This is a genomic window from Roseateles sp. (assembly GCF_049240545.1).
In the GTDB taxonomy this organism is placed as follows: Bacteria; Pseudomonadota; Gammaproteobacteria; order Burkholderiales; family Burkholderiaceae_C; genus Paucibacter_A.
Genome location: NZ_JBMLSK010000288.1, coordinates 15,313 through 34,293, shown reverse-complemented (window position 1 = coordinate 34,293; position 18,981 = coordinate 15,313). Strand labels below are relative to the sequence as shown.

The following is an 18,981-nucleotide window of genomic DNA, read 5'->3' as shown; positions in this document are numbered from 1 at the left end:
TCGTCCAGGTGGATTCCACCTATCGAGGTGTCCGGGGAAATTAGACCAGCACAGACTATTTCGCGTACAAAACCCGGCCGAGCAATGTGGCGGACACGAGTCTCACGGTGGGTTGCAGATTAGGCTCGCCCCAGGAGAATTGGCTGAAAGCCAAGGGCTACAAGATCGAGACCGTGATCAGCTACGAGCGTCTGATCAAGATGCTGCTGGCTGAGCGCGTGCCCATGATCGCTCTGCCCAAGGTCGCTTTCGACAACCTGATGTCCTCCGGTGGCGCCGGCACGCTGCTCTATGAAGTTTCCGCTAACCGGGAGATCGGCTTTTATTACACGCCCAAGTTTTCCCAGGCGGACGCCTTTGACAAGGCGATAGAAAAACACAAGTCCATGTTCAAGCCAGACTGAAAAGCCGCATCTGTTCAGGGTGTCTTGCCGTCTGCTCTCAGCTTTGGATCCGGCCCCTTGCGGTGATTGCTTGCGGCTCAGTCGCACGCATCCGCGCACGCGCTAGCTCCCGCAGGATCAAGAGCCCCATGGCCAAAGCAATCGCCAGCCCAAAGCCCCACATCAGCGCGACGATGGGCACGTCCAGGGCGAGCAGGGCGGCGTAGCCGGCGAGCATCAAAAGCACGCTGGCGTTTTCATTGAAGCCTTGCACGGCAATCGAGCGGCCGGCGCTCAGCAAGGTGTAGCCGCGGTGCTGCAGCAAGGCATTCAGCGGCACCACCATCAGCCCGCCGACAGCGCCCACCAAGACCAACAGCGGGATGGCCCAGCCGAGGCTTTGAGTGCTGGCAATCGCGGGGATGAACAAGCCCAACAGCACGCCAAAGACCAACATCCGCTTGGCCGCGTGCAGGGGTACCCAGCGGCCGGCAGCAGCGGCGCCGGCGATCACGCCGACCGCCACGGCGGCTTGCAGATAGGCGGATTGCGAGAGCGGCAGCTGCAGAACATCGGCCGCCCAGCGCAGCACCGCCAGTTGCAGCGTGGCGCCCACGCCCCAGAACAAGGTGGTGACCGCCAGCGAGAGGCCGCCGTCGGCATCGGCCCAGAGTTTGCGGTTGGCGCGCCAGAAGTCCCGACTCAAGGCCACGGGATGAATGCCGCTGGCCGGGTAGCGAGCGCCGCTATTGGGCACGCCCAGATTGAGCAGGCCAGCCAAGGCGTAGACAGTCATCAGAATCATGATGGACACGCCCAAGCCGCTGGCGCTGAACCAACCCAGGTGGCTCAAGGCCGTTCGCAACTCGGCATACGCGCCCTGGCTCAGCAGCCAGGGGCTGACCAACAAGCCGCCCAGCACCGTGCCGAACAGGGCGGCGCAGACCACCGAGACTTCTAACCAGCCATTTGCGCGCACCAGGCGATCGGGCCCAACCAGCTCGGTCACCAGGCCGTATTTGGCCGGCGCATACGCCGCAGCCCCAAAGCCGACCAGCGCAAAAGCCGCAAAGGGATGCACGCCCCAGGCCAGGCCGCCCACAGCGAGCAGCTTCACGCCGTTCATCCAGGCCATCAGACGCGCCTTTGGGAAGGCATCGGCCAGCGGCCCGACAAAGGGCGCCAGCAAGACATAGGACACGGTGAAGCCAAACTTCAACATCGGCGCCCACCAGCCCGGCAGGTTCAGCTCTTGCAGGCGGGCGATGATGACGATGAGCAGAGCGTTATCGGCAAGTGCGGAGGCAAACTGGGCCGCGATCAAGAGGTGAAAACCGGTGGGCATGGCGGCAGATGCTTCTTTTTGTAGGTGTCGAAGTAAAAAGCGTGACAGGCCGGCATGAAATGCCAGTGACAAGCCGGGAGTGCCGGCCGCGTCCTCGCCTAAGATTTGCGCCATGAACATCGACTGGATTCACTTCACGCCGTGGCAGGCGCTGGGCGGCGGGCTCTTGATTGGCCTGGCCAGTGCGCTCTATTTGCTGGGCAATGGCCGCATTGCCGGCATCATCGGCATCGTGTCCGAGCCCTTGCTGGCGCTGTTCAAGCCCAGGGCTGCGGGAGCTGCCTCGCAGACGGTGCGCTTGTTTTTCATTGCAGGCTTGGTGTTGGCGCCGTGGCTGTGGCGCTGCTTCGCGCCCTGGCCGGCCGCGCAAGTGGATGTGGGGCCGCTGGGCTTGGTGCTGGCCGGCGTTTTGGTGGGCTTTGGCGCGCGCCTGGGCAATGGTTGCACCAGCGGGCATGGCGTTTGCGGTCTGAGCCGGCTGTCTTTGCGCTCGTTGGTCAATGTGATGGTCTTCATGGCGGCCGGTTTTGGCACCGTGTATCTGATGCGTCATGTCTTGACGCCGGGAGTTTGAGATGCGCGCCGTGTTGGCATTGCTCAGTGGTTTGATTTTTGGTCTGGGGCTGATGCTGGGTGGCATGAGCAATCCGGCCAAGGTCAAAGGATTCTTGGACCTAGCCGGCGCTTGGGACCCCAGCTTGGCCCTGGTGATGGGCGGCGCGGTGGGCGTGGGCCTGCTGGCCTTTGCTTATGCCAAGCGTCAGAGCCGGGCCTGGAGCGGGGACGCGATGGAGATCCCCAACAACAAGCGCATCGATGCGCGCCTGGCGGTGGGCGGCCTGCTCTTTGGTGTGGGCTGGGGCATTGCCGGTTTTTGTCCGGGCCCGGCCTTGGTGGCTTTGGGGCAGGGCATGGAGGCGGCCTGGACTTTTGTGCCCGCCATGCTCTTGGGGATTTGGCTGCATGACCGCTGTTTCTCGGCGCGCGGCTGATCGCTTGACTGATTTTTGGAGACGCTTGTCATGTTGATTTTTCGTCAGTTGTTTGACCCCACCTCGTCGACCTACACCTATGTGCTGGGTGATTCGAACAGCGCCGAGGCGGTGATCATCGACCCGGTGTTCGAGCATGAGCGCCGCGATCTGGCCCTGCTGCGCGAGCTGGGCCTGCGTTTGGTTGCCACTCTGGACACTCATGTGCATGCCGACCATGTCACCGGCGCCTGGTTGCTGAAGCAGCGCTGCGGCAGCCAGATCATGCTGGCCGCCGCCTCGGGCGCCGAACATGCGGACCGCTTGCTACAGCATGGCGACCGGGTCGCCTTTGGCTCGCGTTACTTGGAGGTGCGGGCCACGCCCGGCCACACCAATGGTTGCCTGACCTATGTGCTCGACGATTTGAGCCGCGCCTTCACCGGCGACAGCCTTTTGATCCGTGGCTGCGGCCGCACCGACTTCCAGCAGGGCAGTCCGGCGATGCTGTATCAATCGGTCAAGTCGCAAATCCTCAGCCTGCCGGCAGCTTGCCTGCTCTACCCCGGCCATGACTACCGTGGCTTAACGGTCACCAGCGTCGCTGAGGAGTTGCGCTTCAACCCGCGCCTGGGCGGCGATGTCAACGAGGCTGACTTTGCCGGCTATATGAACCATCTGGGCCTGCCGCACCCCAAGCTGATGGACAAGGCCGTGCCCGCCAACTTGGTCTGCGGTCGGCCGGAGTCGAATGGGGCGGCGCTGGATGAGGGCGAGTGGGCGCCGCTGACGCTGGCCTTCAGCGGTATCTGGGAGATCCAGGCCAATGCCTTGGCGGAGTTGCGGGCGGGGGAGGGCGCGGCTGGGAAGCTGCAGCTCTTGGATGTGCGCGAGCCGGCGGAGTTCACCGACGCGCTGGGCCATATCGAGGGCGCGCAGCTCTTGCCCTTGTCGCAACTTGCGGCGCGGGTCTCGGAGCTGGACCCGCAGCGCCCCTTGGTGGCGGTGTGCCGCTCCGGCGCCCGCTCAGCGCAAGCCACGGTGCTGCTGCAAAAAGCCGGCTTCAAGCAAGTGGCCAGTTTGAACGGCGGCATGCTGCGCTGGCGCGCCGAAAGCCTGCCGGTGGTGGGCGGTAGCGAATAAGTGGAATTGGTGCAGTTCTTGTTGGCTGCATTGTTTTCTTGATTTCGGGCTGCCGCGCTCAGGTGCCCCGGCCCGCTGCGAAAACCTGAACCGAAGGTGGCTCGGCCCGCTGACGGGCGATTTGTGCCCGGCCGAGAGCGCAGCGGAGCGGGTCAGGCGCACGCAGCGCGCTTCAACTTCTGACTTGGCGGCACCTGTTTGAGCGCAGCGAGCTTGGCTCGCGTAGCGAGTTTGCCGCCGCTGACCTGCGCAGTGAGCACCGAGGGGAGTCGGCTCGCTAGAGCCGACCCGGGCACCATGAGCCCGGTAGCGGGCCGGGCCGCCGGAGCGCAATGCGCTGCACATCAATAACTGCCGGCGTGAATCGTCTACCGCCAAGCTCGCCCCCCTCCGCCCGTGAACTTTCCCCGAAAGTGCCCGTGCTTTCTCAAGCTCTGGTTTCACACCCCTCTGCAAGTCCTTATTTTTGAACGATATTTGCTTTTGAAAATTCTGAGAAAGCCTCCCTAAGTACTTGATTTGAAAGAGAAATTTCACGATTTGCCTTGACCCACTGCCTTTCGGGTATTAAAGTGTTGAAAAGTGCAATTTGGTGGGTCGCCGTGGCGAATTTTGTGTTTCAGGGGGCTTCAGCCTTGGCAATGGATGCCAAGGGGCGTTTGGCCGTCCCAACACGCCACCGCGAGGTCTTGCAGGCGCTGTGCGCCGGCCAGCTGACCATCACCAAACACCCCGAAGGCTGCTTGATGGTCTTTCCGCGTCCAGCGTGGGAAGGCTTTCGTGACCGCATCGCCGCATTGCCCATGTCGGCGGCCGGTTGGAAGCGGGTCTTCCTGGGCAATGCCATGGATGTGGAGATCGACGGCGCGGCCCGTGTGCTGATCTCGCCCGAGCTGCGTGCCAGCGCCGGATTGCAAAAAGACGTGATGCTGCTCGGCATGGGCAGCCACTTTGAGTTGTGGGATGCGGCTGCCTATGCCGCGCATGAAGCCCAGGTCATGGCGTCCGACATGCCGGATGCCCTCAAGGACTTCAGCTTCTGATGGCTCACTCCAATAACACCCCAGACAGCGCTGCCCAAGCAGAGTCGGCGCCGCTGTTTTCGCACACCACCGTCTTGTTGCACGAGACGGTGGACTCGGTGCTGACCTCGCCTGACGGCATTTATGTGGACGGCACCTTTGGCCGCGGCGGGCATTCGCGCTTGCTGCTGTCCAAGCTGGGTGCACAAGGCCGGCTGATTGCGATTGACCGCGACCTGGAGGCGATTGCCGCCGCCACCACCGGTGACTCGCGCATTGACGACCCGCGCTTTGCCATCTGCCACTCGCCCTTTGCCGATATGCAGGCGCAGCTGGCCGGTTTGGGCATTGAGCAGGTGCAAGGCGTGCTGCTGGACCTGGGAGTTTCTAGCCCTCAGATTGACAACCCCGAGCGTGGCTTCAGCTTCCGTTTCAACGGACCGCTGGACATGCGCATGGACACCACGCGCGGCGAAAGTGCTGCTGACTTTTTGGCACGCGCCGATGAGCGCCAGATTGCGGAAGTGATACGCAACTATGGAGAAGAACGGTTTGCTGGGCAGATTGCAAAGGCGCTTGTGGCTCGCCGCGCAGACGGCCAGCCCGTGCGAACAACCGATGAGCTGTCCGAAATCGTGGCTCGTGCGGTCAAGACTCGCGAACCGGGTCAAAACCCCGCCACGCGTACCTTTCAAGCTCTTCGGATTCACGTCAACGGCGAACTCCAAGAGCTGGAACAAGGGCTGAACGCGGCGCTGCATTTGCTGGCTCCCGGCGGCCGCATGGCCATCATCTCCTTCCACTCGCTGGAAGACCGCATCGTCAAGAACTTCATCGGTGCCCACAGCAAGCAGGTGGTGGACCGCCGCGCCATGTTTGCCGAGCCCAAGCCGCTGGCGCTGCAGGCTATCGCCCGCATCATGCCCAGCGACGCCGAAGTGGCGGCCAACCCGCGTGCGCGCTCGGCCGTGCTGCGGGTGGCGCAGCGCACGGAAGCGCCGCTGCCGGAAGTGCATGTGAAGAAGCGCCATCGGCGCGCTGAGTGAGCGTTCAGCGATGTTCGGGCGCCTCAATCTCTTGCTGATCATTGCCGTGCTGGCCAGTGGCCTGGTGCTGGTGCGCAGCGCCTATGAGGCGCGTCGCCTGTTCACTGCCTTGGACCGCGCGCAGGCCGAGGGCCGCCGCCTGGAGGCCGATAACCAGCGCCTGCAGGCCGAGCGCCATGCGCAAGCGACCAATCTGCGGGTGGAGCAAGTGGCGCGCGAGCGTTTGCAAATGCGCACCATCACCCCGGCTGTGACCCAGAGCGCTGAGGATCACGGCCCTGATGGAAAACGCGGCAAGGCCGTGCTTGCGACCACTGGGGGCACGCAATGAGCTGGCTGAAGCGTCTGCGCAAGCCCAGCACCTCGGGGGCCACGCCAACCAAACGTTCCAAGAGCTCGCTGGCCGGTGCCGGGCGCCACCCGAGCGCGCGCAGCGTCAGCTATTCCAGCAGCCCGCTCTTGGCCTCCAAGACGCCGCCCTGGCGGTCGCGTTTGCTGGTGGCCTTGGTGGGCGTGGCATTTGCGGGCTTGCTGGGCCGCGCACTCTACGTCCAGGTGATTGGCACCCAGTTCTATCAAAAGCAGGGCGAGGCCCGCTTTGTGCATCAGGTGGAATTGCCCGCCAGCCGTGGCCGCATCAATGACCGCAGCGGCCAGGTGCTGGCCGCCAGCGTGGCCGTGCCATCGTTCTGGGGCATACCCAAGGAAATGGATGCCGACCCCGCTAAGCGTCAGGCCTTGGCCAAGATCTTGGGTTGGTCGCAGGCCGAGATGGAGCGCAAGCTCGACCCGAACAGCCGCTTTGTCTGGCTGAGGCGTCAGGCCGATGAGCAAGTGGCGGCGCAGATCAAGGCGCTGGGCCTGAAGGGCGTGTTCCAAGACCGCGAATACAAGCGCAAGTACCCCGAAGGCGAGGCCGCCGCCCATGTGGTGGGCTTCACCAATATCGAAGAACGCGGCCAAGAAGGCATTGAGCTGGCCTTCCAGAAAGAGCTGCAAGGGCGCGATGGCAGCCGCTCGGTGGTGCGCGACCGCCTTGGCCGGGTGGTGGAAGACATCGGCGAGCGCGTGCCTGCCGCCAATGGCCGTGACATCGATCTGTCCATTGATTCCAAGGTGCAGTTCTTCGCCTACCAGCGCATTCGCGATGCGGTGGCCGAACACAAGGCCAAGGCCGGCAGCGTGGTGGTTTTGGATGTGAAAACCGGCGAGGTACTGGCCCTGGCCAACTACCCCAGCTACAACCCCGGCGAGCGCAAGAACCTGAGCGGCGCCCAGCTGCGCAACCGCGCCTTGACCGACATCTTCGAGCCCGGCTCCACGATGAAGCCTTTCGTGGCCGCGCTGGCGCTGGAAACCGGCCGCGTGACGCCCGATACGCCGATTCAAACCGCGCCCGGCAGCATGATGATCACCGGCTCGCGCATCAGCGATGCGCACCCGCATGGGGTGCTCACCGTGGCCGAGGTGATTCAGAAGTCCAGCAACGTCGGCACCGTCAAGATGGCGATGAATATGCCGGCTCGCGAGCTGCATGAGATGTACACCGCCATCGGCTTTGGGCAGCGTCCGCAGATTGACTTTCCGGGTGCCATTACCGGCAAGCTGAGGCCCTACAAGAGCTGGCGTCCGGTGGAGCAGGCCACCATGAGCTATGGCTACGGCATGTCGGCCTCGCTCTTGCAGCTGGCCCGTGCCTACACCGTGTTCGGCCGCAATGGCGAGGTGATCCCCATCACCATGATGCGCCAGGATGCCAATGCTTATCCCGCGGGTATCAAGGTCTTCTCACCCAAGACCGCGCATGACGTGCGCATGATGTTGCAAATGGCGGCCGCCCCTGGTGGAACGGCGCCATTGGCCCAAGTCAGCGGCTATAGCGTCGGCGGCAAATCGGGGACCGCGCACAAGCAAGAAGGCAAGGGCTATGCGGGCAATAAGTACCGCTCTTGGTTTGTGGGCCTGGCGCCGATCAGCAACCCGCGCGTGATCGTGGCGGTGATGGTGGATGAGCCCAGCAATGGCGTTTACTACGGTGGATCGGTGGCCGGCCCGGTGTTCAGCCAGGTGGTGTCGCAAAGCCTGCGCCTGCTGAATGTGCCGACCGATCTGGAGGTGAAGCCGCAAATCGTGGCCAGCCAGAACAAGGCCAAGCCGCAGCCTCAGGCTGTCGAGGAAAGCTTCTGATCATGGGGATGAAGCTGCAATCCCCCGTTCAAGCGTCAGTGAAGGTCTTTGGCCGGCCCTGCCCATTGAAGCCGGAACAGGCCTCGCAGGCCGTTCTAGGCAAGAAAGTTTTTTGATGTTGACCCGTTTGAAATCCCCTGAAGCCGCCGCGCGCTGGCTGCAAGAATGGACCACCGGCGTGCTGCGCACCGACAGCCGCGCGGTGCAGCCCGGTGATGCCTTCATCGCCTGGCCTGGTTATGCCCGCGATGGCCGCGAATTCGTCGCGCAAGCGCTTGCGGCCGGCGCCGCCACCTGTTTGGTCGAAGACGAAGGCGTCGATGCCTACGGCTTTGTCGACGCGCGCGTGGCCTCGCTGCCTGGCCTCAAAGCCAAGACCGGTCTGATCGCCGCGGCCTATTACGGCCAGCCGTCCAAGGCCCTGCCCATCATTGCCAGCACCGGCACCAATGGCAAAACCTCCACCGCCTGGTGGTGCGCTCAGGCGCTTTCGCTCCTGGGCCAGCGCTGCGGCGTGGTCGGCACCCTGGGCGTGGGCGAACCGCCGCTGCCGGCACGCCCCGGCCATGCGGCCCGCGCCGCCAATATCGATTACACCGGCCTGACCACGCCGGACCCGGTGCTGCTGCAGGCCAACTTCCGCCGCATGCTGGATGAAGGTTATGGCGCCTGCGCGATTGAAGCCTCCTCCATCGGTCTGAAGGAGTTTCGCCTCAGCGGCAGCGAGATCCAGGTCGCGCTGTTCACCAACTTCACCCAAGACCATCTCGACTATCACGGCACGATGGAGGCCTATTGGGCCGCCAAGCGCGAGCTCTTCGATGTGCCGGGTCTGCGTGCTGCAGTCCTGAATATCGACGACCCCAAGGGCGCCGAGTTGGCTGTGGAACTGGCCGACCGCCTGGATGTGTGGACTTGTTCGCTCAGCAGCGCGGCCCGCCTGCAAGCCAGCGATCTGCACTACCGCGCCGGTGGCTTGGCCTTCACGCTACGCGAGGGCGAGCAATCGATCTTGGTTGAAACCGGCCTAATCGGCGAATACAACGTCGCCAATTTGCTGGGCGTGATCGGCTGCCTGCGCGCGTTGGGTCACGGCTTGGCCGAGATCGCCGCCGTGGCCGGCAGTGTCACGCCGGTACCGGGCCGCATGCAGCGGGTGGGCAATGGCTTGGAGTTGCCGCAGTTGGTGGTGGACTACGCCCACACGCCGGATGCCTTGGACAAGGCTTTGAGCGCACTGAAGCCACTGGCCGAGGCGCGCGGTGGACGCCTGCTTTGCGTGTTTGGCTGCGGTGGCAATCGCGACCGCGCCAAGCGTCCCGCCATGGGCACGATTGCGTCGCGGCTTGCGGACCGCGTCATCATCACCAGCGACAACCCGCGCCATGAAGTGCCGGAGCAGATCCTGGCCGATATCGAAGCCGGCTTGGCCGCCGAAGCACCGCGTTTGATCGAGGTGGACCGCCGCCATGCGATCGAGCGCGCCGTGCGTGAAGCCGGCCCGCGCGATGTGATTCTGGTGGCCGGCAAGGGCCATGAGGACTACCAAGAAGTGGCCGGCGTGCGCCAGCCTTTCTCGGATGTGGACGAAGCCCGCGCCGCCCTGATCGCGAGGGCCGGCCTGTGAGCGCTTGCCTGATGACCCTGGCGCAAGCCCATCAGCTGCTGCTGGCGGCCGTGCCGACGGCGCGCCTGATCGGCTCGGGTGAGACCTTGATTGCTCGCGTGCACAGCGACACCCGCAGCCTGGCCGCCGGTGACTTGTTCGTGGCCCTTCGTGGCGAGCGTTTCGACGCGAATGACTTCTTGCCGCAAGCGGCTGCCGCCGGTGCGGTGGCGGCGCTGGCCGAGCGGGGCTTGGCTGAAGCCGGCTTGCCCGGCATTGAGGTGCCCGACGCCAAGGCGGCGCTGGGCCACCTGGCTGCCGCCTGGCGTGCCCATTGCCAATTGCCGGTGATTGCCGTCGCCGGCAGTAACGGCAAAACCACCGTGACCCAGATGATCGCCAGCATTCTGCGCGCCTGGGTGGGCGGCGGGGCCTTGGCGACCGAAGGCAATTTCAACAATGACATCGGCGTGCCGCTGACGCTGCTGCGCCTGCGTCAAGACGAGCAGCAATGGCACAAGGCTGCTGTGGTGGAACTGGGCATGAACCACCCCGGTGAGATCGCACCGCTGGCGGCCATGACCCGCCCGACCGTGGCCTTGGTGAACAACGCACAGCGTGAGCACCAAGAGTTCATGCAGACGGTGGAAGCCGCTGCGCGCGAGAACGGTGCGGTTTTTGAGGCCTTGGCTTCCTCGGGCGTGGCGGTGTTCCCGGCCGAAGATGCCTGCGCACCGATCTGGCATGAGATGGCCGGCAGCCGCCCGCACCTGAGCTTTGCCCTGCAGGGCGAGGCTGATGTGACCGGCAGCGCGGTCTGGGTCGAGTCGGATAGCAGCGTGGGTCACTGGGCCCTGGAGCTGCACACGCCCGCCGGCGTGGCGCCGGTGGCGCTGGCCGTGGCCGGCGTGCATAACGTGCGAAACGCACTGGCCGCTGCGGCCTGCGCTTTGGCTGCAGGCGCGCCCCTGGCGGCGATTGCACGCGGGCTGGAGAGCTTTGAGCCGGTCAAGGGCCGCTCGCAGCTGAAGAGCTTTATGCAAGGCGAGCTCCGCGTCACGCTGATTGACGACAGCTACAACGCCAACCCCGACAGCGTGCGCGCCGCCATCGATGTGCTGGCCGGCCTGCCAGGCCCAGCCTGGTTGATGCTGGGCGATATGGGTGAGGTGGGCGATCAGGGCGAGGCCTTCCACCGCGAAGTCGGCGCCTATGCCGCCGAGCGAGGCATTCAAGCGCTGTGGACCGCCGGCACGGCGGCCGCAGACATTGCCGCGGCCTATGGCCCAGCGGCGCGTCATTTCAAGACCACGGCCGAGATGGTGGCCGCGGTCAGTGAGGCGAGCGGCCTACCGCTGGCTCACAACGTTCTGGTCAAGGGTTCACGTTTCATGCAGATGGAAAAAGTAGTGGCGGCCCTGCAGGCCAACACGCAAGGGGGCGTAAACCATGCTGCTTAGTCTGGCTCAATGGCTGCAGGGGATCTACCCCGATCTCGGCTTCTTGCGCGTTTTCCAATACATCACCTTCCGCGCGGTGATGGCGGCGATGACCGCGCTCTTGATCGGCCTGGCCTTCGGCCCTTGGGTGATCCGCCGCCTGACCGAGATGAAAATCGGCCAACCGATCCGCGAGTACGGCATTCAGCAGCATCTGGCCAAGAACGGCACGCCCACCATGGGCGGCGTTTTGATCCTGATCGGCATTGGCGTCTCCACGCTTTTGTGGTTTGACTGGAGCAACCGCTTCGTCTGGGTGGTGATGTTGGTGACCATGGGCTTTGGTGCCATCGGCTGGGTGGATGACTGGCGCAAGGTGGTCGACAAGAACCCCGAAGGCATGCGTAGCCGCGAGAAGTTTTTCTGGCAATCGCTGATCGGCCTGCTCGCGGCGATCTACTTGGCTTTCAGCGTGTCGGAGAACACCTTCCTCGGCGTGATCGAGTTGTTCTTCCGTTGGATCAGCAGTGGCTTCTCGACCGATTTGCCGCCCAAGGCAGATTTGATTGTGCCTTTCTTCAAGACCGTCAGCTATCCGCTGGGCGTGTTTGGCTTTATCGCGCTGTCCTTCTTTGTGATTGTGGGCGCCAGCAATGCGGTCAACTTCACCGATGGTTTGGATGGTTTGGCCATCATGCCGGTGGTCTTGGTGGGCTCGGCGCTGGGCCTGTTCGCCTACCTGACCGGCTCGACGGTGTATGCCAAGTACCTGCTGCTGCCTTACATCCCAGGCTCGGGTGAGTTGCTGATCTTCTGCGCGGCCATGGCCGGCGCGGGCTTGGCCTTTCTGTGGTTCAACGCGCACCCGGCCCAGGTCTTCATGGGCGATGTGGGCGCGCTGTCTTTGGGTGGCGCCCTCGGCACGGTGGCGGTGATCACCCGCCAAGAAATCGTGCTGGGCATCATGGGCGGCATCTTTGTCGCCGAGGTGCTGTCGGTGATGTTGCAGGTGAGCTGGTTCAAGTACACCAAGAAGAAGTACGGCGAAGGCCGGCGCATCTTCAAGATGGCGCCGCTGCATCACCACTTTGAAAAATCGGGTTGGAAGGAAACCCAGGTGGTGATTCGCTTCTGGATCATCACCATGCTGCTGTGTCTGGTCGGTCTGGCCAGCTTGAAGCTGCGTTGATGGTTTTGTGATGACTGAGATGATGAACTTGCCCACCACCACGGACGCCGCCGCTGAAGTCGCGCAGTCGCAGGCTGAGCCGCGTCAGGGCGTGGGGGCCAGTTTTGCCGGCCGCCGGGTGCTGGTGCTGGGCCTGGGCGATTCGGGTCTGGCGATGGCTGCCTGGGTGATGCGTTATGGCGCGCAAGTGACGGTCTGGGACTCGCGCGCACAGCCGCCTCAATTGGCGCGCCTGCAATCGGATCTGCCCGAGGCGAGTTTCATCCACGGCGAGTTGCCCGAGTCGGCCTTGACCGGCGTGCATCTGGTTTTGAAGAGCCCCGGCTTGTCGCCTTTGGATGCGCGTCTGCTGCCGGTGTTGACTCTGGCGCGGCAGACCGGCGTGCCGGTGCAAGGCGAGCTGGACCTGTTTGCTCAGGCCTTGGCCGAGCTGAAACTGGAGCGCGGCTATGCCCCCGCCGTGCTGGCCATTACCGGCACCAATGGCAAGACCACCACCACTTGCATGACCGGCCTCTTGGTCGAGCGCGCTGGCAAGCGGGTGGTGATGGCCGGCAATATCGGGCCAAGCATGCTGACGACCTTGAGCCAGGCCTTGGATTTGGAGCCTGCGCCGGCAGTTGCTGAAGCCGAAGTGGCGGCCGAAGTGGCGCCTGAGTCGGCGGAACTGCCTGTGCCTGAATCAGCTTCAGCCCCCGACTTGCTTGAAGCCGCTGCTGAATTGCCCGCAAAAGTTCCTGCTGAAGAACCGGCGGAACTTGCGACCGAGGTCGCTACAGCAGCCACGACCACGATGGAAATGGTTGATGCGCTGCTGGACGAAGCGCCGCTGCCGATCAAGCCACCACCGCCCAAGGGTCCAGTGTTTGAGCATCTGCCCGAGGTCTGGGTGCTGGAACTGTCGAGCTTCCAACTGGAGGGCGTGAAGGGTTTCGAGCCCACCGCCGCCGCCGTTCTGAATATCACGCAAGACCATCTGGACTGGCATGGCGATATGCCGGCCTATGTGCGCGCCAAGGCGGAGATCTTTGGAGAGCAGGCGCTGATGGTCATCAACCGCGATGACCCGGTGGTGGAGGGCATGGTGCCCGCCGCGGTGATGGTCAAGCAAGGGCGCGGCCGCGCGGCCAAGTCGGTGAGCCGCCGCGTCAGCCGCTTTGGTTTGGACGCTCCGGACCGGCCCGGCGACTTTGGCCTGGTGCAAGAAGCCGGCATGGCCTGGTTGGTGCGCGCTCGTGAGCAAGACGAAACGCTGAAGCGCAAAAAGGGTGAAGACGAAGAAGAGATCACTCTGCAGCGCTTGATGCCCGCCGACGCGCTGCGGGTGCGTGGCCGCCATAACGCCGCCAATGCACTGGCTGCTTTGGCCCTGGCCAGCGCGGCCGGCTGCGCTTTGGCGCCGATGTTGCATGGTTTGCGCGAGTACCGCGGCGAGCCGCACCGCGTCGAGCATGTGATGAGCATTGACGGCGTCGATTACGTCGATGACTCCAAGGGCACGAATGTGGGCGCCACGGTGGCGGCCATCAGCGGTCTGGGCGCGGACCGCGCACCGGCCAAGCTGGTCTTGATTTTAGGTGGCGACGGCAAGGGCCAGGACTTCAGCCCGCTGGCAGCCGGCGTGGCTCGCCATGCGCGTGCCGTGGCCTTGATCGGCCGTGATGGCGCGCAGATTGCCGCCGCTTTGGCCGATTGCGGCGTGCCCATGCAGGCGCACGACACGCTGGAAGCCGCCACCGCTTGGTGCCAAACGCAAGCGCAAAGCGGCGACACCGTTTTGTTGAGCCCGGCCTGCGCCAGCCTCGATATGTTCCGCAACTACGGCCACCGGGCCGAAGTGTTTGTGAACGCCGTTCAACAAATGGCGCAAGACGGAGGGCTGGCGGCATGAGTGCTCCCAGCGGAATCCTGTCAACGTTCAAAGGCTTGGGCGAGCGCCTTGGTGCCTGGGTCGGGCGCCGCAAGAGTGAATCCGCTGATGTGCCGGTGCGCGACTGGGTGTCGCCCTCGGCTGGCCAGCCGACACGCATTCAAGGCTTCGATCAAACCCTGGTTTGGGTGGTCCTGTCCTTGATTGCACTGGGCTTGTTGATGGTGTATTCGGCATCGATCGCAATGCCCGACAACCCGCGCTTCGCCCGCTACGCACCGACGCATTTCTTGACCCGCCATATGGTGGCCATCGTGTTTGCCTTGGTGGCGGCGATCCTGACCTTGCAGGTGCCGGTGGCCACTTGGGAGCGTGTCGCGCCTTGGGTCTTTGTGGTGTCCTTGGTGTTGTTGATCCTGGTCTTGATTCCAGGCATCGGCAAGGTTGTGTATGGCGCACGCCGTTGGCTTGATCTGCGCGTGATGAATTTTCAGCCCTCTGAACTCGCCAAGATGGGCATGGCCATGTACGCGGCCAGCTATATGGTGCGCAAGATGGATGTGAAGGAGAACTTCGTCCAGGCGGTTTGGCCCATGGCCGTGTCGCTGGCCATCATTGGCGTGCTCTTGCTGGCCCAGCCGGATATGGGGGCCTTCATGGTGATCGCGGCCATCGCCATGGGCATCTTGTTCCTGGGTGGTGTCAATGGCCGCATGTTCTTCTTGATCGTGGCGGTGCTGGTTGGTGCTTTCGTTTTGATGATCACCTTCAGTGAGTTCCGACGTGAGCGCATCTTTGCCTACCTGAACCCCTGGGATGAAAAGTACGCCCAGGGCAAGGCCTATCAATTGACCCATTCGCTGATTGCGCTGGGACGCGGCGAATGGTTCGGCCAGGGCCTCGGCTCCAGCGTTGAAAAGCTGCACTACCTGCCTGAGGCGCACACCGACTTCTTGTTGGCCGTGATTGGCGAGGAACTCGGTTTCGTCGGCGTGGCCTTGGTCATCATTGCCTTCTTCTGGTTGTCGCGCCGTCTGTTTCATATCGGGCGCCAAGCGGTGGCGTTGGACCGGGTTTTCGCCGGTCTTTATGCGCAAGGCATCGGCATCTGGGTGGGTGGTCAGGCCTTCATCAATATGGGCGTGAACCTGGGCGCGCTGCCGACCAAGGGTCTGACCTTGCCTTTGATGAGCTTTGGAGGATCGGCGATTCTGATGAACTGCATCGCCCTCGCCATCGTCCTGAGGATTGATATTGAGAATCGACAACTTATGCGAGGAGGCCGCGCATGAGCACGAAGCACCTCGTCATCATGGCCGCCGGCACCGGCGGTCACATCATTCCCGGCCTGGCGGTGGCAGAAGAAATGAAGCGTCGCGGTTGGTCCGTCAGCTGGATGGGCACCGAGCAGGGCATGGAGAACAAGCTGGTGCCGCCGACCGGCATCCCCTTGGACCGCTTGGCTTTTGCTGGCTTGCGCGGCAAGGGCCTGATGCACAGCGTCAAGGGTGTCTTCAAGCTGGTGCAGGCTTTTGTGCAGAGCCGTTCGGTCTACGGCACGCGCAGCGCCGATGCGGTGCTGGGCATGGGCGGCTATGTCTGCTTCCCCGGTGGCTTGATGGCCTGGCTGATGCGCAAACCGCTGATGTTGGTGAACGCCGATGCCGCCATGCTGTTGAGCAATAAGAGCCTGAAGCCTTTTGCGCAGAAGATTGCTTTTGGATTTGATGGCGCGGCGGCAGCATCGACCACCAAGTCGGTGGTCACCGGCAACCCGGTGCGCAGCGAGATCGAGAACCTGGCACCGCCGGCCGAGCGTTTTGCTGGCCGCAGCGGCCCTTTGCGCGTCTTGGTGGTGGGCGGCTCTCTGGGCGCGCGTGCCATCAATGAAGTCTTGCCCAAGGCCTTGGCCCAGTGGCCGCAAGACAGCCGCCCTGTCGTGATCCACCAAACCGGTCAAGCCAATTTGCCGGTGGTGCAGTCCGCTTACAAGGCGGCGGGTTTGGTCGAGGGGGTGACCGTCTTGCCCTTTATCGACGATATGGCCGCGCAATTGGCGCAGGCCGACTTGATCCTGTGCCGCGCCGGCGCGGTGACGGTGAGCGAAATCTGCGCTGCAGGCGTTCCCGCCGTGCTGGTACCGCTGGTGGTCAAAACCACCTCGCATCAGCGCGACAACGCCCGCTTCATGGCCCAGCATGGTGCGGCCGTTCATCTGCCGCAAGAAGATCTGTCGGCCGAAGGGCTCTATCAACTGCTCAAGAGCATGGACCGTGAATCGCTGCTGAGCATGGCCGAGAAGGCGCGTAGCCTGGCTCGTCCCCGCGCTGCCTCCAAGGTGGCCGATGAAATTGAAAAAATGAGTGCCGCCCAATGAAACACGCTTTGCAACGCATTCACTTCGTGGGCATCGGCGGCGCCGGCATGAGCGGCATTGCCGAGATTCTGCAAGCCCAGGGCTACCGGGTCTCGGGTTCGGATCAGTCCGACAGCGCCACTTTGCAGCGCCTGGCCAGCCTGGGCCTGACCGTGCACATCGGCCATGCGGCCGAGCATTTGGGCGATGCCCAGGTGGTGGTCACTTCCACCGCCGTGCGGGCCGACAACCCCGAGGTCTTGGCCGCGCGCGCGCGTCATCTGCCAGTGGTGCAGCGAGCCGTCATGCTGGCCGAGTTGATGCGTCAGCAAAAAGGCATTGCCATCGCCGGCACCCATGGCAAGACCACCACCACCTCGCTGGTGACCGATGTCTTGATTGAAGCCGGTCTGGACCCCAGCTTTGTGATCGGTGGCAAGCTGGCCAGCGCCGGCGCCAACTCGCGCCTGGGCCGCGGTGAGTTCATCGTGGTGGAGGCGGATGAATCGGATGCCTCCTTCCTGAAGCTGCTGCCCATGGTGTCGGTCGTCACCAATATCGACGCCGACCATATGGACACCTATGGCCACGACTTCGCGCGTTTGAAGCTGGCCTTTGTCGAGTTTCTGCATCGCATGCCGTTTTATGGCGCAGCCATTTTGTGCGCCGACGATGCGGGTGTGCGTTCCATCTTGCCGCTGCTGTCGCGGCCGGTGGTCACTTATGGCTTTGATGAAGGACTGGACCTGCGCGCCGTGAATATGCATGCGCTGCCCGGCGGTGGCATGCAGTTCACCGTGCAGCGCAAAGGTCATGTCGATCTGCCGGTGACTTTGAATTTGGCCGGTCGGCATAACGTCTTGAATGCACTGGCCGCGATTGCGGTGGCCGATGAATTGGAGCTGGCCGACGGGCCGGTGCAGGCGGCGCTGGCCAAGTTTGGCGGTGTGGGTCGGCGCTTTCAGCGTTATGGCGAACTGCCTGCGCAAGGCGGCGGCGAGTTCAGTCTGGTGGATGACTATGGCCATCACCCGGTTGAAATGGGCGCCGTGCTGGCAGCCGCACGCGGAGCCTTCCCGGGTCGGCGCCTGGTGCTGGCCTTCCAGCCGCACCGTTACACCCGCACGCGCGATTGCTTCGCCGAGTTCGTGCGCGTGATCGCCGGCTTTGATGCGGTGCTGCTGACCGAGGTCTATGCCGCCGGCGAAGGCGTGATCGCTGGTGCGGATGGCCGCGCTTTGCAAGCCGCCTTGCAAGCTCAGGGCTTCTCCAGCCTGCAATTCATTGAAGACGTGGCAACGCTGCCGCAGGCGATTGCCTCGGCTTCGCGCGATGGCGACGTTGTGATCGTGATGGGCGCAGGCTCCATCGGTGCCGTGCCGGCACAAACCAAGACCCTGCTTATGAAGGAAGTCCAGTCATGAATCTGGATCTGAATATCGATCCCAAGTCGCTCGGCAAAGTGGCCGTGCTGATGGGTGGCGCGTCGGCCGAGCGCGAAGTCTCGTTGACCATGTCCGGCCCCGGTGTGTTGGCGGCGCTGCGCTCGCAAGGCGTGGATGCCCATGCCTTTGACCCGTCTGAGCGTGGTCTGCACGAGCTCAAGGCGGAAGGCTTTGATCGCTGCTTCATTGCGTTGCACGGCCGCTACGGCGAAGACGGCACGGTGCAAGGCGCCTTGGAGCTGCTGGGCATTCCTTACACCGGCTCCGGCGTGATGGCCTCCAGCATCGCCATGGACAAGATCATGACTAAGCGCTTGTGGCTGGCCGATGGCTTGTCGACACCGTGTTATGTGAAGCTGAACAAGGCCGACATCAGCCGCGAGCGCTGCATGGCGATTCCCGATGATCTGGGTCTGCCGGTGATCGTGAAGCCGCCGCATGAGGGCTCGACCATTGGCATCAGCAAGGTGCAGGGCTACTCCGAAATCTTGGATGCGGTGAACCTGGCCGCTCAGTACGACGATGAAATCCTCTGCGAAGAGTTCATCGACGGCCCAGAAATGAGCTGCCCGGTGCTGGGGGAGGGCGACGCTGCTTTCGCCCTGCCGGTGATCGTGATCGAAGCCGAGGGTGGCAACTACGACTACCAGAACAAATACTTCACCAACACAACGCGTTACCTCACCGGCAGCCTGAGCCCAGAGCTGGAAGCGGAGATTCGTGATCTGGTCTTGCGCTCCTACCGCTCGCTGGGTTGCCGCGGCTGGGGCCGCGCCGATGTGATGCTGCGCAAGAGCGATGGCAAGCCTTTCCTGCTGGAAATGAACACCTCGCCCGGCATGACCTCGCACTCTTTGGTGCCGGTTGCGGCCAAGGCGGCCGGACTGAGCTATGAGCAGCTGTGCTTGTGGCTGCTTTCTCAGGCACGTTTGGATGGTCAACCCAAGCCCATGCGGCCCGCGCAAGCCTGAACCAGAGC

17 protein-coding genes are annotated in these 18,981 nt (G+C 63.6%); 16 read left to right on the top strand and 1 reads right to left on the bottom strand.

Features of this window, described 5'->3' with window-relative positions:
- Positions 1 to 107: 107 nt before the first annotated feature.
- Positions 108 to 404, top strand: coding sequence for a hypothetical protein (locus ACOVRJ_RS18700; protein ID WP_422045335.1), 297 nt, complete (start codon positions 108 to 110; stop codon positions 402 to 404).
- Positions 405 to 441: 37 nt separating this feature from the next.
- On the opposite strand, the gene lplT is transcribed toward ACOVRJ_RS18700, so the two are convergent.
- Entirely contained in the window at positions 442 to 1,728 is a 1,287-nt protein-coding gene (lplT, locus tag ACOVRJ_RS18695; protein ID WP_422045334.1) for a lysophospholipid transporter LplT, read from the bottom strand.
- A gap of 112 nt (positions 1,729 to 1,840) precedes the next feature.
- Here lplT and ACOVRJ_RS18690 point away from each other — a divergent pair, with 112 nt between their 5' ends.
- From ACOVRJ_RS18690 to ACOVRJ_RS18620, 15 genes are all read left to right on the top strand, one after another.
- Positions 1,841 to 2,302 carry a YeeE/YedE family protein gene (locus ACOVRJ_RS18690; RefSeq protein ID WP_422045333.1) on the top strand — a complete coding sequence of 154 codons (462 nt, stop codon included), beginning with the start codon at positions 1,841 to 1,843 and terminating at the stop codon, positions 2,300 to 2,302.
- A 1-nt stretch (position 2,303) separates the two neighbouring features.
- Entirely contained in the window at positions 2,304 to 2,720 is a 417-nt protein-coding gene (locus ACOVRJ_RS18685) for a DUF6691 family protein (RefSeq protein ID WP_422045332.1), read from the top strand.
- Between the two features lie 33 nt (positions 2,721 to 2,753).
- Complete coding sequence (locus ACOVRJ_RS18680) at positions 2,754 to 3,842, top strand: rhodanese-like domain-containing protein (protein ID WP_422045336.1); 1,089 nt, start codon at positions 2,754 to 2,756, stop codon at positions 3,840 to 3,842.
- A 614-nt stretch (positions 3,843 to 4,456) separates the two neighbouring features.
- Positions 4,457 to 4,885 carry a division/cell wall cluster transcriptional repressor MraZ gene (mraZ, locus tag ACOVRJ_RS18675; RefSeq protein WP_263537537.1) on the top strand — a complete coding sequence of 143 codons (429 nt, stop codon included), beginning with the start codon at positions 4,457 to 4,459 and terminating at the stop codon, positions 4,883 to 4,885.
- The gene (gene rsmH / locus ACOVRJ_RS18670) at positions 4,885 to 5,910 is read left to right on the top strand and encodes a 16S rRNA (cytosine(1402)-N(4))-methyltransferase RsmH (RefSeq protein ID WP_422045331.1); all 1,026 of its coding nucleotides are present in this window, start codon (positions 4,885 to 4,887) and stop codon (positions 5,908 to 5,910) included. The genes mraZ and rsmH overlap by 1 nt, the downstream gene beginning before the upstream one ends.
- Before the next feature lie 10 nt (positions 5,911 to 5,920).
- Positions 5,921 to 6,241: a cell division protein FtsL gene (gene ftsL, locus ACOVRJ_RS18665; protein WP_422045330.1), complete on the top strand. Its 321-nt coding sequence runs from the start codon at positions 5,921 to 5,923 to the stop codon at positions 6,239 to 6,241.
- Entirely contained in the window at positions 6,238 to 8,097 is a 1,860-nt protein-coding gene (locus tag ACOVRJ_RS18660) for a peptidoglycan D,D-transpeptidase FtsI family protein (RefSeq protein ID WP_422045329.1), read from the top strand. The genes ftsL and ACOVRJ_RS18660 overlap by 4 nt, the downstream gene beginning before the upstream one ends.
- A gap of 115 nt (positions 8,098 to 8,212) precedes the next feature.
- Complete coding sequence (locus tag ACOVRJ_RS18655; protein WP_422045328.1) at positions 8,213 to 9,724, top strand: UDP-N-acetylmuramoyl-L-alanyl-D-glutamate--2,6-diaminopimelate ligase; 1,512 nt, start codon at positions 8,213 to 8,215, stop codon at positions 9,722 to 9,724.
- Between the two features lie 11 nt (positions 9,725 to 9,735).
- On the top strand, positions 9,736 to 11,163 hold the full coding sequence (locus ACOVRJ_RS18650; RefSeq protein WP_422045327.1) for a UDP-N-acetylmuramoyl-tripeptide--D-alanyl-D-alanine ligase: 1,428 nt from the start codon (positions 9,736 to 9,738) through the stop codon (positions 11,161 to 11,163).
- Positions 11,153 to 12,331, top strand: a complete 1,179-nt coding sequence (gene mraY / locus ACOVRJ_RS18645) for a phospho-N-acetylmuramoyl-pentapeptide-transferase (RefSeq protein ID WP_422045326.1) — start codon at positions 11,153 to 11,155, stop codon at positions 12,329 to 12,331. The genes ACOVRJ_RS18650 and mraY overlap by 11 nt, the downstream gene beginning before the upstream one ends.
- A gap of 22 nt (positions 12,332 to 12,353) precedes the next feature.
- A complete protein-coding gene (murD, locus tag ACOVRJ_RS18640) occupies positions 12,354 to 14,222 on the top strand; it encodes a UDP-N-acetylmuramoyl-L-alanine--D-glutamate ligase (RefSeq protein WP_422045325.1) in 1,869 nt (622 codons plus the stop codon).
- The gene (ftsW, locus tag ACOVRJ_RS18635; RefSeq protein ID WP_422045324.1) at positions 14,219 to 15,493 is read left to right on the top strand and encodes a putative lipid II flippase FtsW; all 1,275 of its coding nucleotides are present in this window, start codon (positions 14,219 to 14,221) and stop codon (positions 15,491 to 15,493) included. The genes murD and ftsW overlap by 4 nt, the downstream gene beginning before the upstream one ends.
- On the top strand, positions 15,490 to 16,578 hold the full coding sequence (gene murG / locus ACOVRJ_RS18630; RefSeq protein ID WP_422045323.1) for an undecaprenyldiphospho-muramoylpentapeptide beta-N-acetylglucosaminyltransferase: 1,089 nt from the start codon (positions 15,490 to 15,492) through the stop codon (positions 16,576 to 16,578). The genes ftsW and murG overlap by 4 nt, the downstream gene beginning before the upstream one ends.
- Positions 16,575 to 17,981, top strand: a complete 1,407-nt coding sequence (murC, locus tag ACOVRJ_RS18625; protein WP_422045322.1) for a UDP-N-acetylmuramate--L-alanine ligase — start codon at positions 16,575 to 16,577, stop codon at positions 17,979 to 17,981. The genes murG and murC overlap by 4 nt, the downstream gene beginning before the upstream one ends.
- Complete coding sequence (locus ACOVRJ_RS18620) at positions 17,978 to 18,973, top strand: D-alanine--D-alanine ligase (protein ID WP_422045321.1); 996 nt, start codon at positions 17,978 to 17,980, stop codon at positions 18,971 to 18,973. The genes murC and ACOVRJ_RS18620 overlap by 4 nt, the downstream gene beginning before the upstream one ends.
- The last annotated feature ends 8 nt before the right edge of the window (positions 18,974 to 18,981 follow it).

Excerpts from the sequence above, each read along its gene's own strand:
- lplT (WP_422045334.1), bottom strand. The coding sequence starts at position 1,728 with ATGCCCACCGGTTTTCACCTCTTGATCGCGGCCCAGTTTGCCTCCGCA.
- ACOVRJ_RS18690 (WP_422045333.1), top strand. The coding sequence starts at position 1,841 with ATGAACATCGACTGGATTCACTTCACGCCGTGGCAGGCGCTGGGCGGC.
- ACOVRJ_RS18685 (WP_422045332.1), top strand. The coding sequence starts at position 2,304 with ATGCGCGCCGTGTTGGCATTGCTCAGTGGTTTGATTTTTGGTCTGGGG.
- rsmH (WP_422045331.1), top strand. The coding sequence starts at position 4,885 with ATGGCTCACTCCAATAACACCCCAGACAGCGCTGCCCAAGCAGAGTCG.
- ftsL (WP_422045330.1), top strand. The coding sequence starts at position 5,921 with ATGTTCGGGCGCCTCAATCTCTTGCTGATCATTGCCGTGCTGGCCAGT.
- ACOVRJ_RS18660 (WP_422045329.1), top strand. The coding sequence starts at position 6,238 with ATGAGCTGGCTGAAGCGTCTGCGCAAGCCCAGCACCTCGGGGGCCACG.
- ACOVRJ_RS18655 (WP_422045328.1), top strand. The coding sequence starts at position 8,213 with ATGTTGACCCGTTTGAAATCCCCTGAAGCCGCCGCGCGCTGGCTGCAA.
- ACOVRJ_RS18650 (WP_422045327.1), top strand. The coding sequence starts at position 9,736 with ATGACCCTGGCGCAAGCCCATCAGCTGCTGCTGGCGGCCGTGCCGACG.
- mraY (WP_422045326.1), top strand. The coding sequence starts at position 11,153 with ATGCTGCTTAGTCTGGCTCAATGGCTGCAGGGGATCTACCCCGATCTC.
- murD (WP_422045325.1), top strand. The coding sequence starts at position 12,354 with ATGAACTTGCCCACCACCACGGACGCCGCCGCTGAAGTCGCGCAGTCG.
- ftsW (WP_422045324.1), top strand. The coding sequence starts at position 14,219 with ATGAGTGCTCCCAGCGGAATCCTGTCAACGTTCAAAGGCTTGGGCGAG.
- murG (WP_422045323.1), top strand. The coding sequence starts at position 15,490 with ATGAGCACGAAGCACCTCGTCATCATGGCCGCCGGCACCGGCGGTCAC.
- murC (WP_422045322.1), top strand. The coding sequence starts at position 16,575 with ATGAAACACGCTTTGCAACGCATTCACTTCGTGGGCATCGGCGGCGCC.
- ACOVRJ_RS18620 (WP_422045321.1), top strand. The coding sequence starts at position 17,978 with ATGAATCTGGATCTGAATATCGATCCCAAGTCGCTCGGCAAAGTGGCC.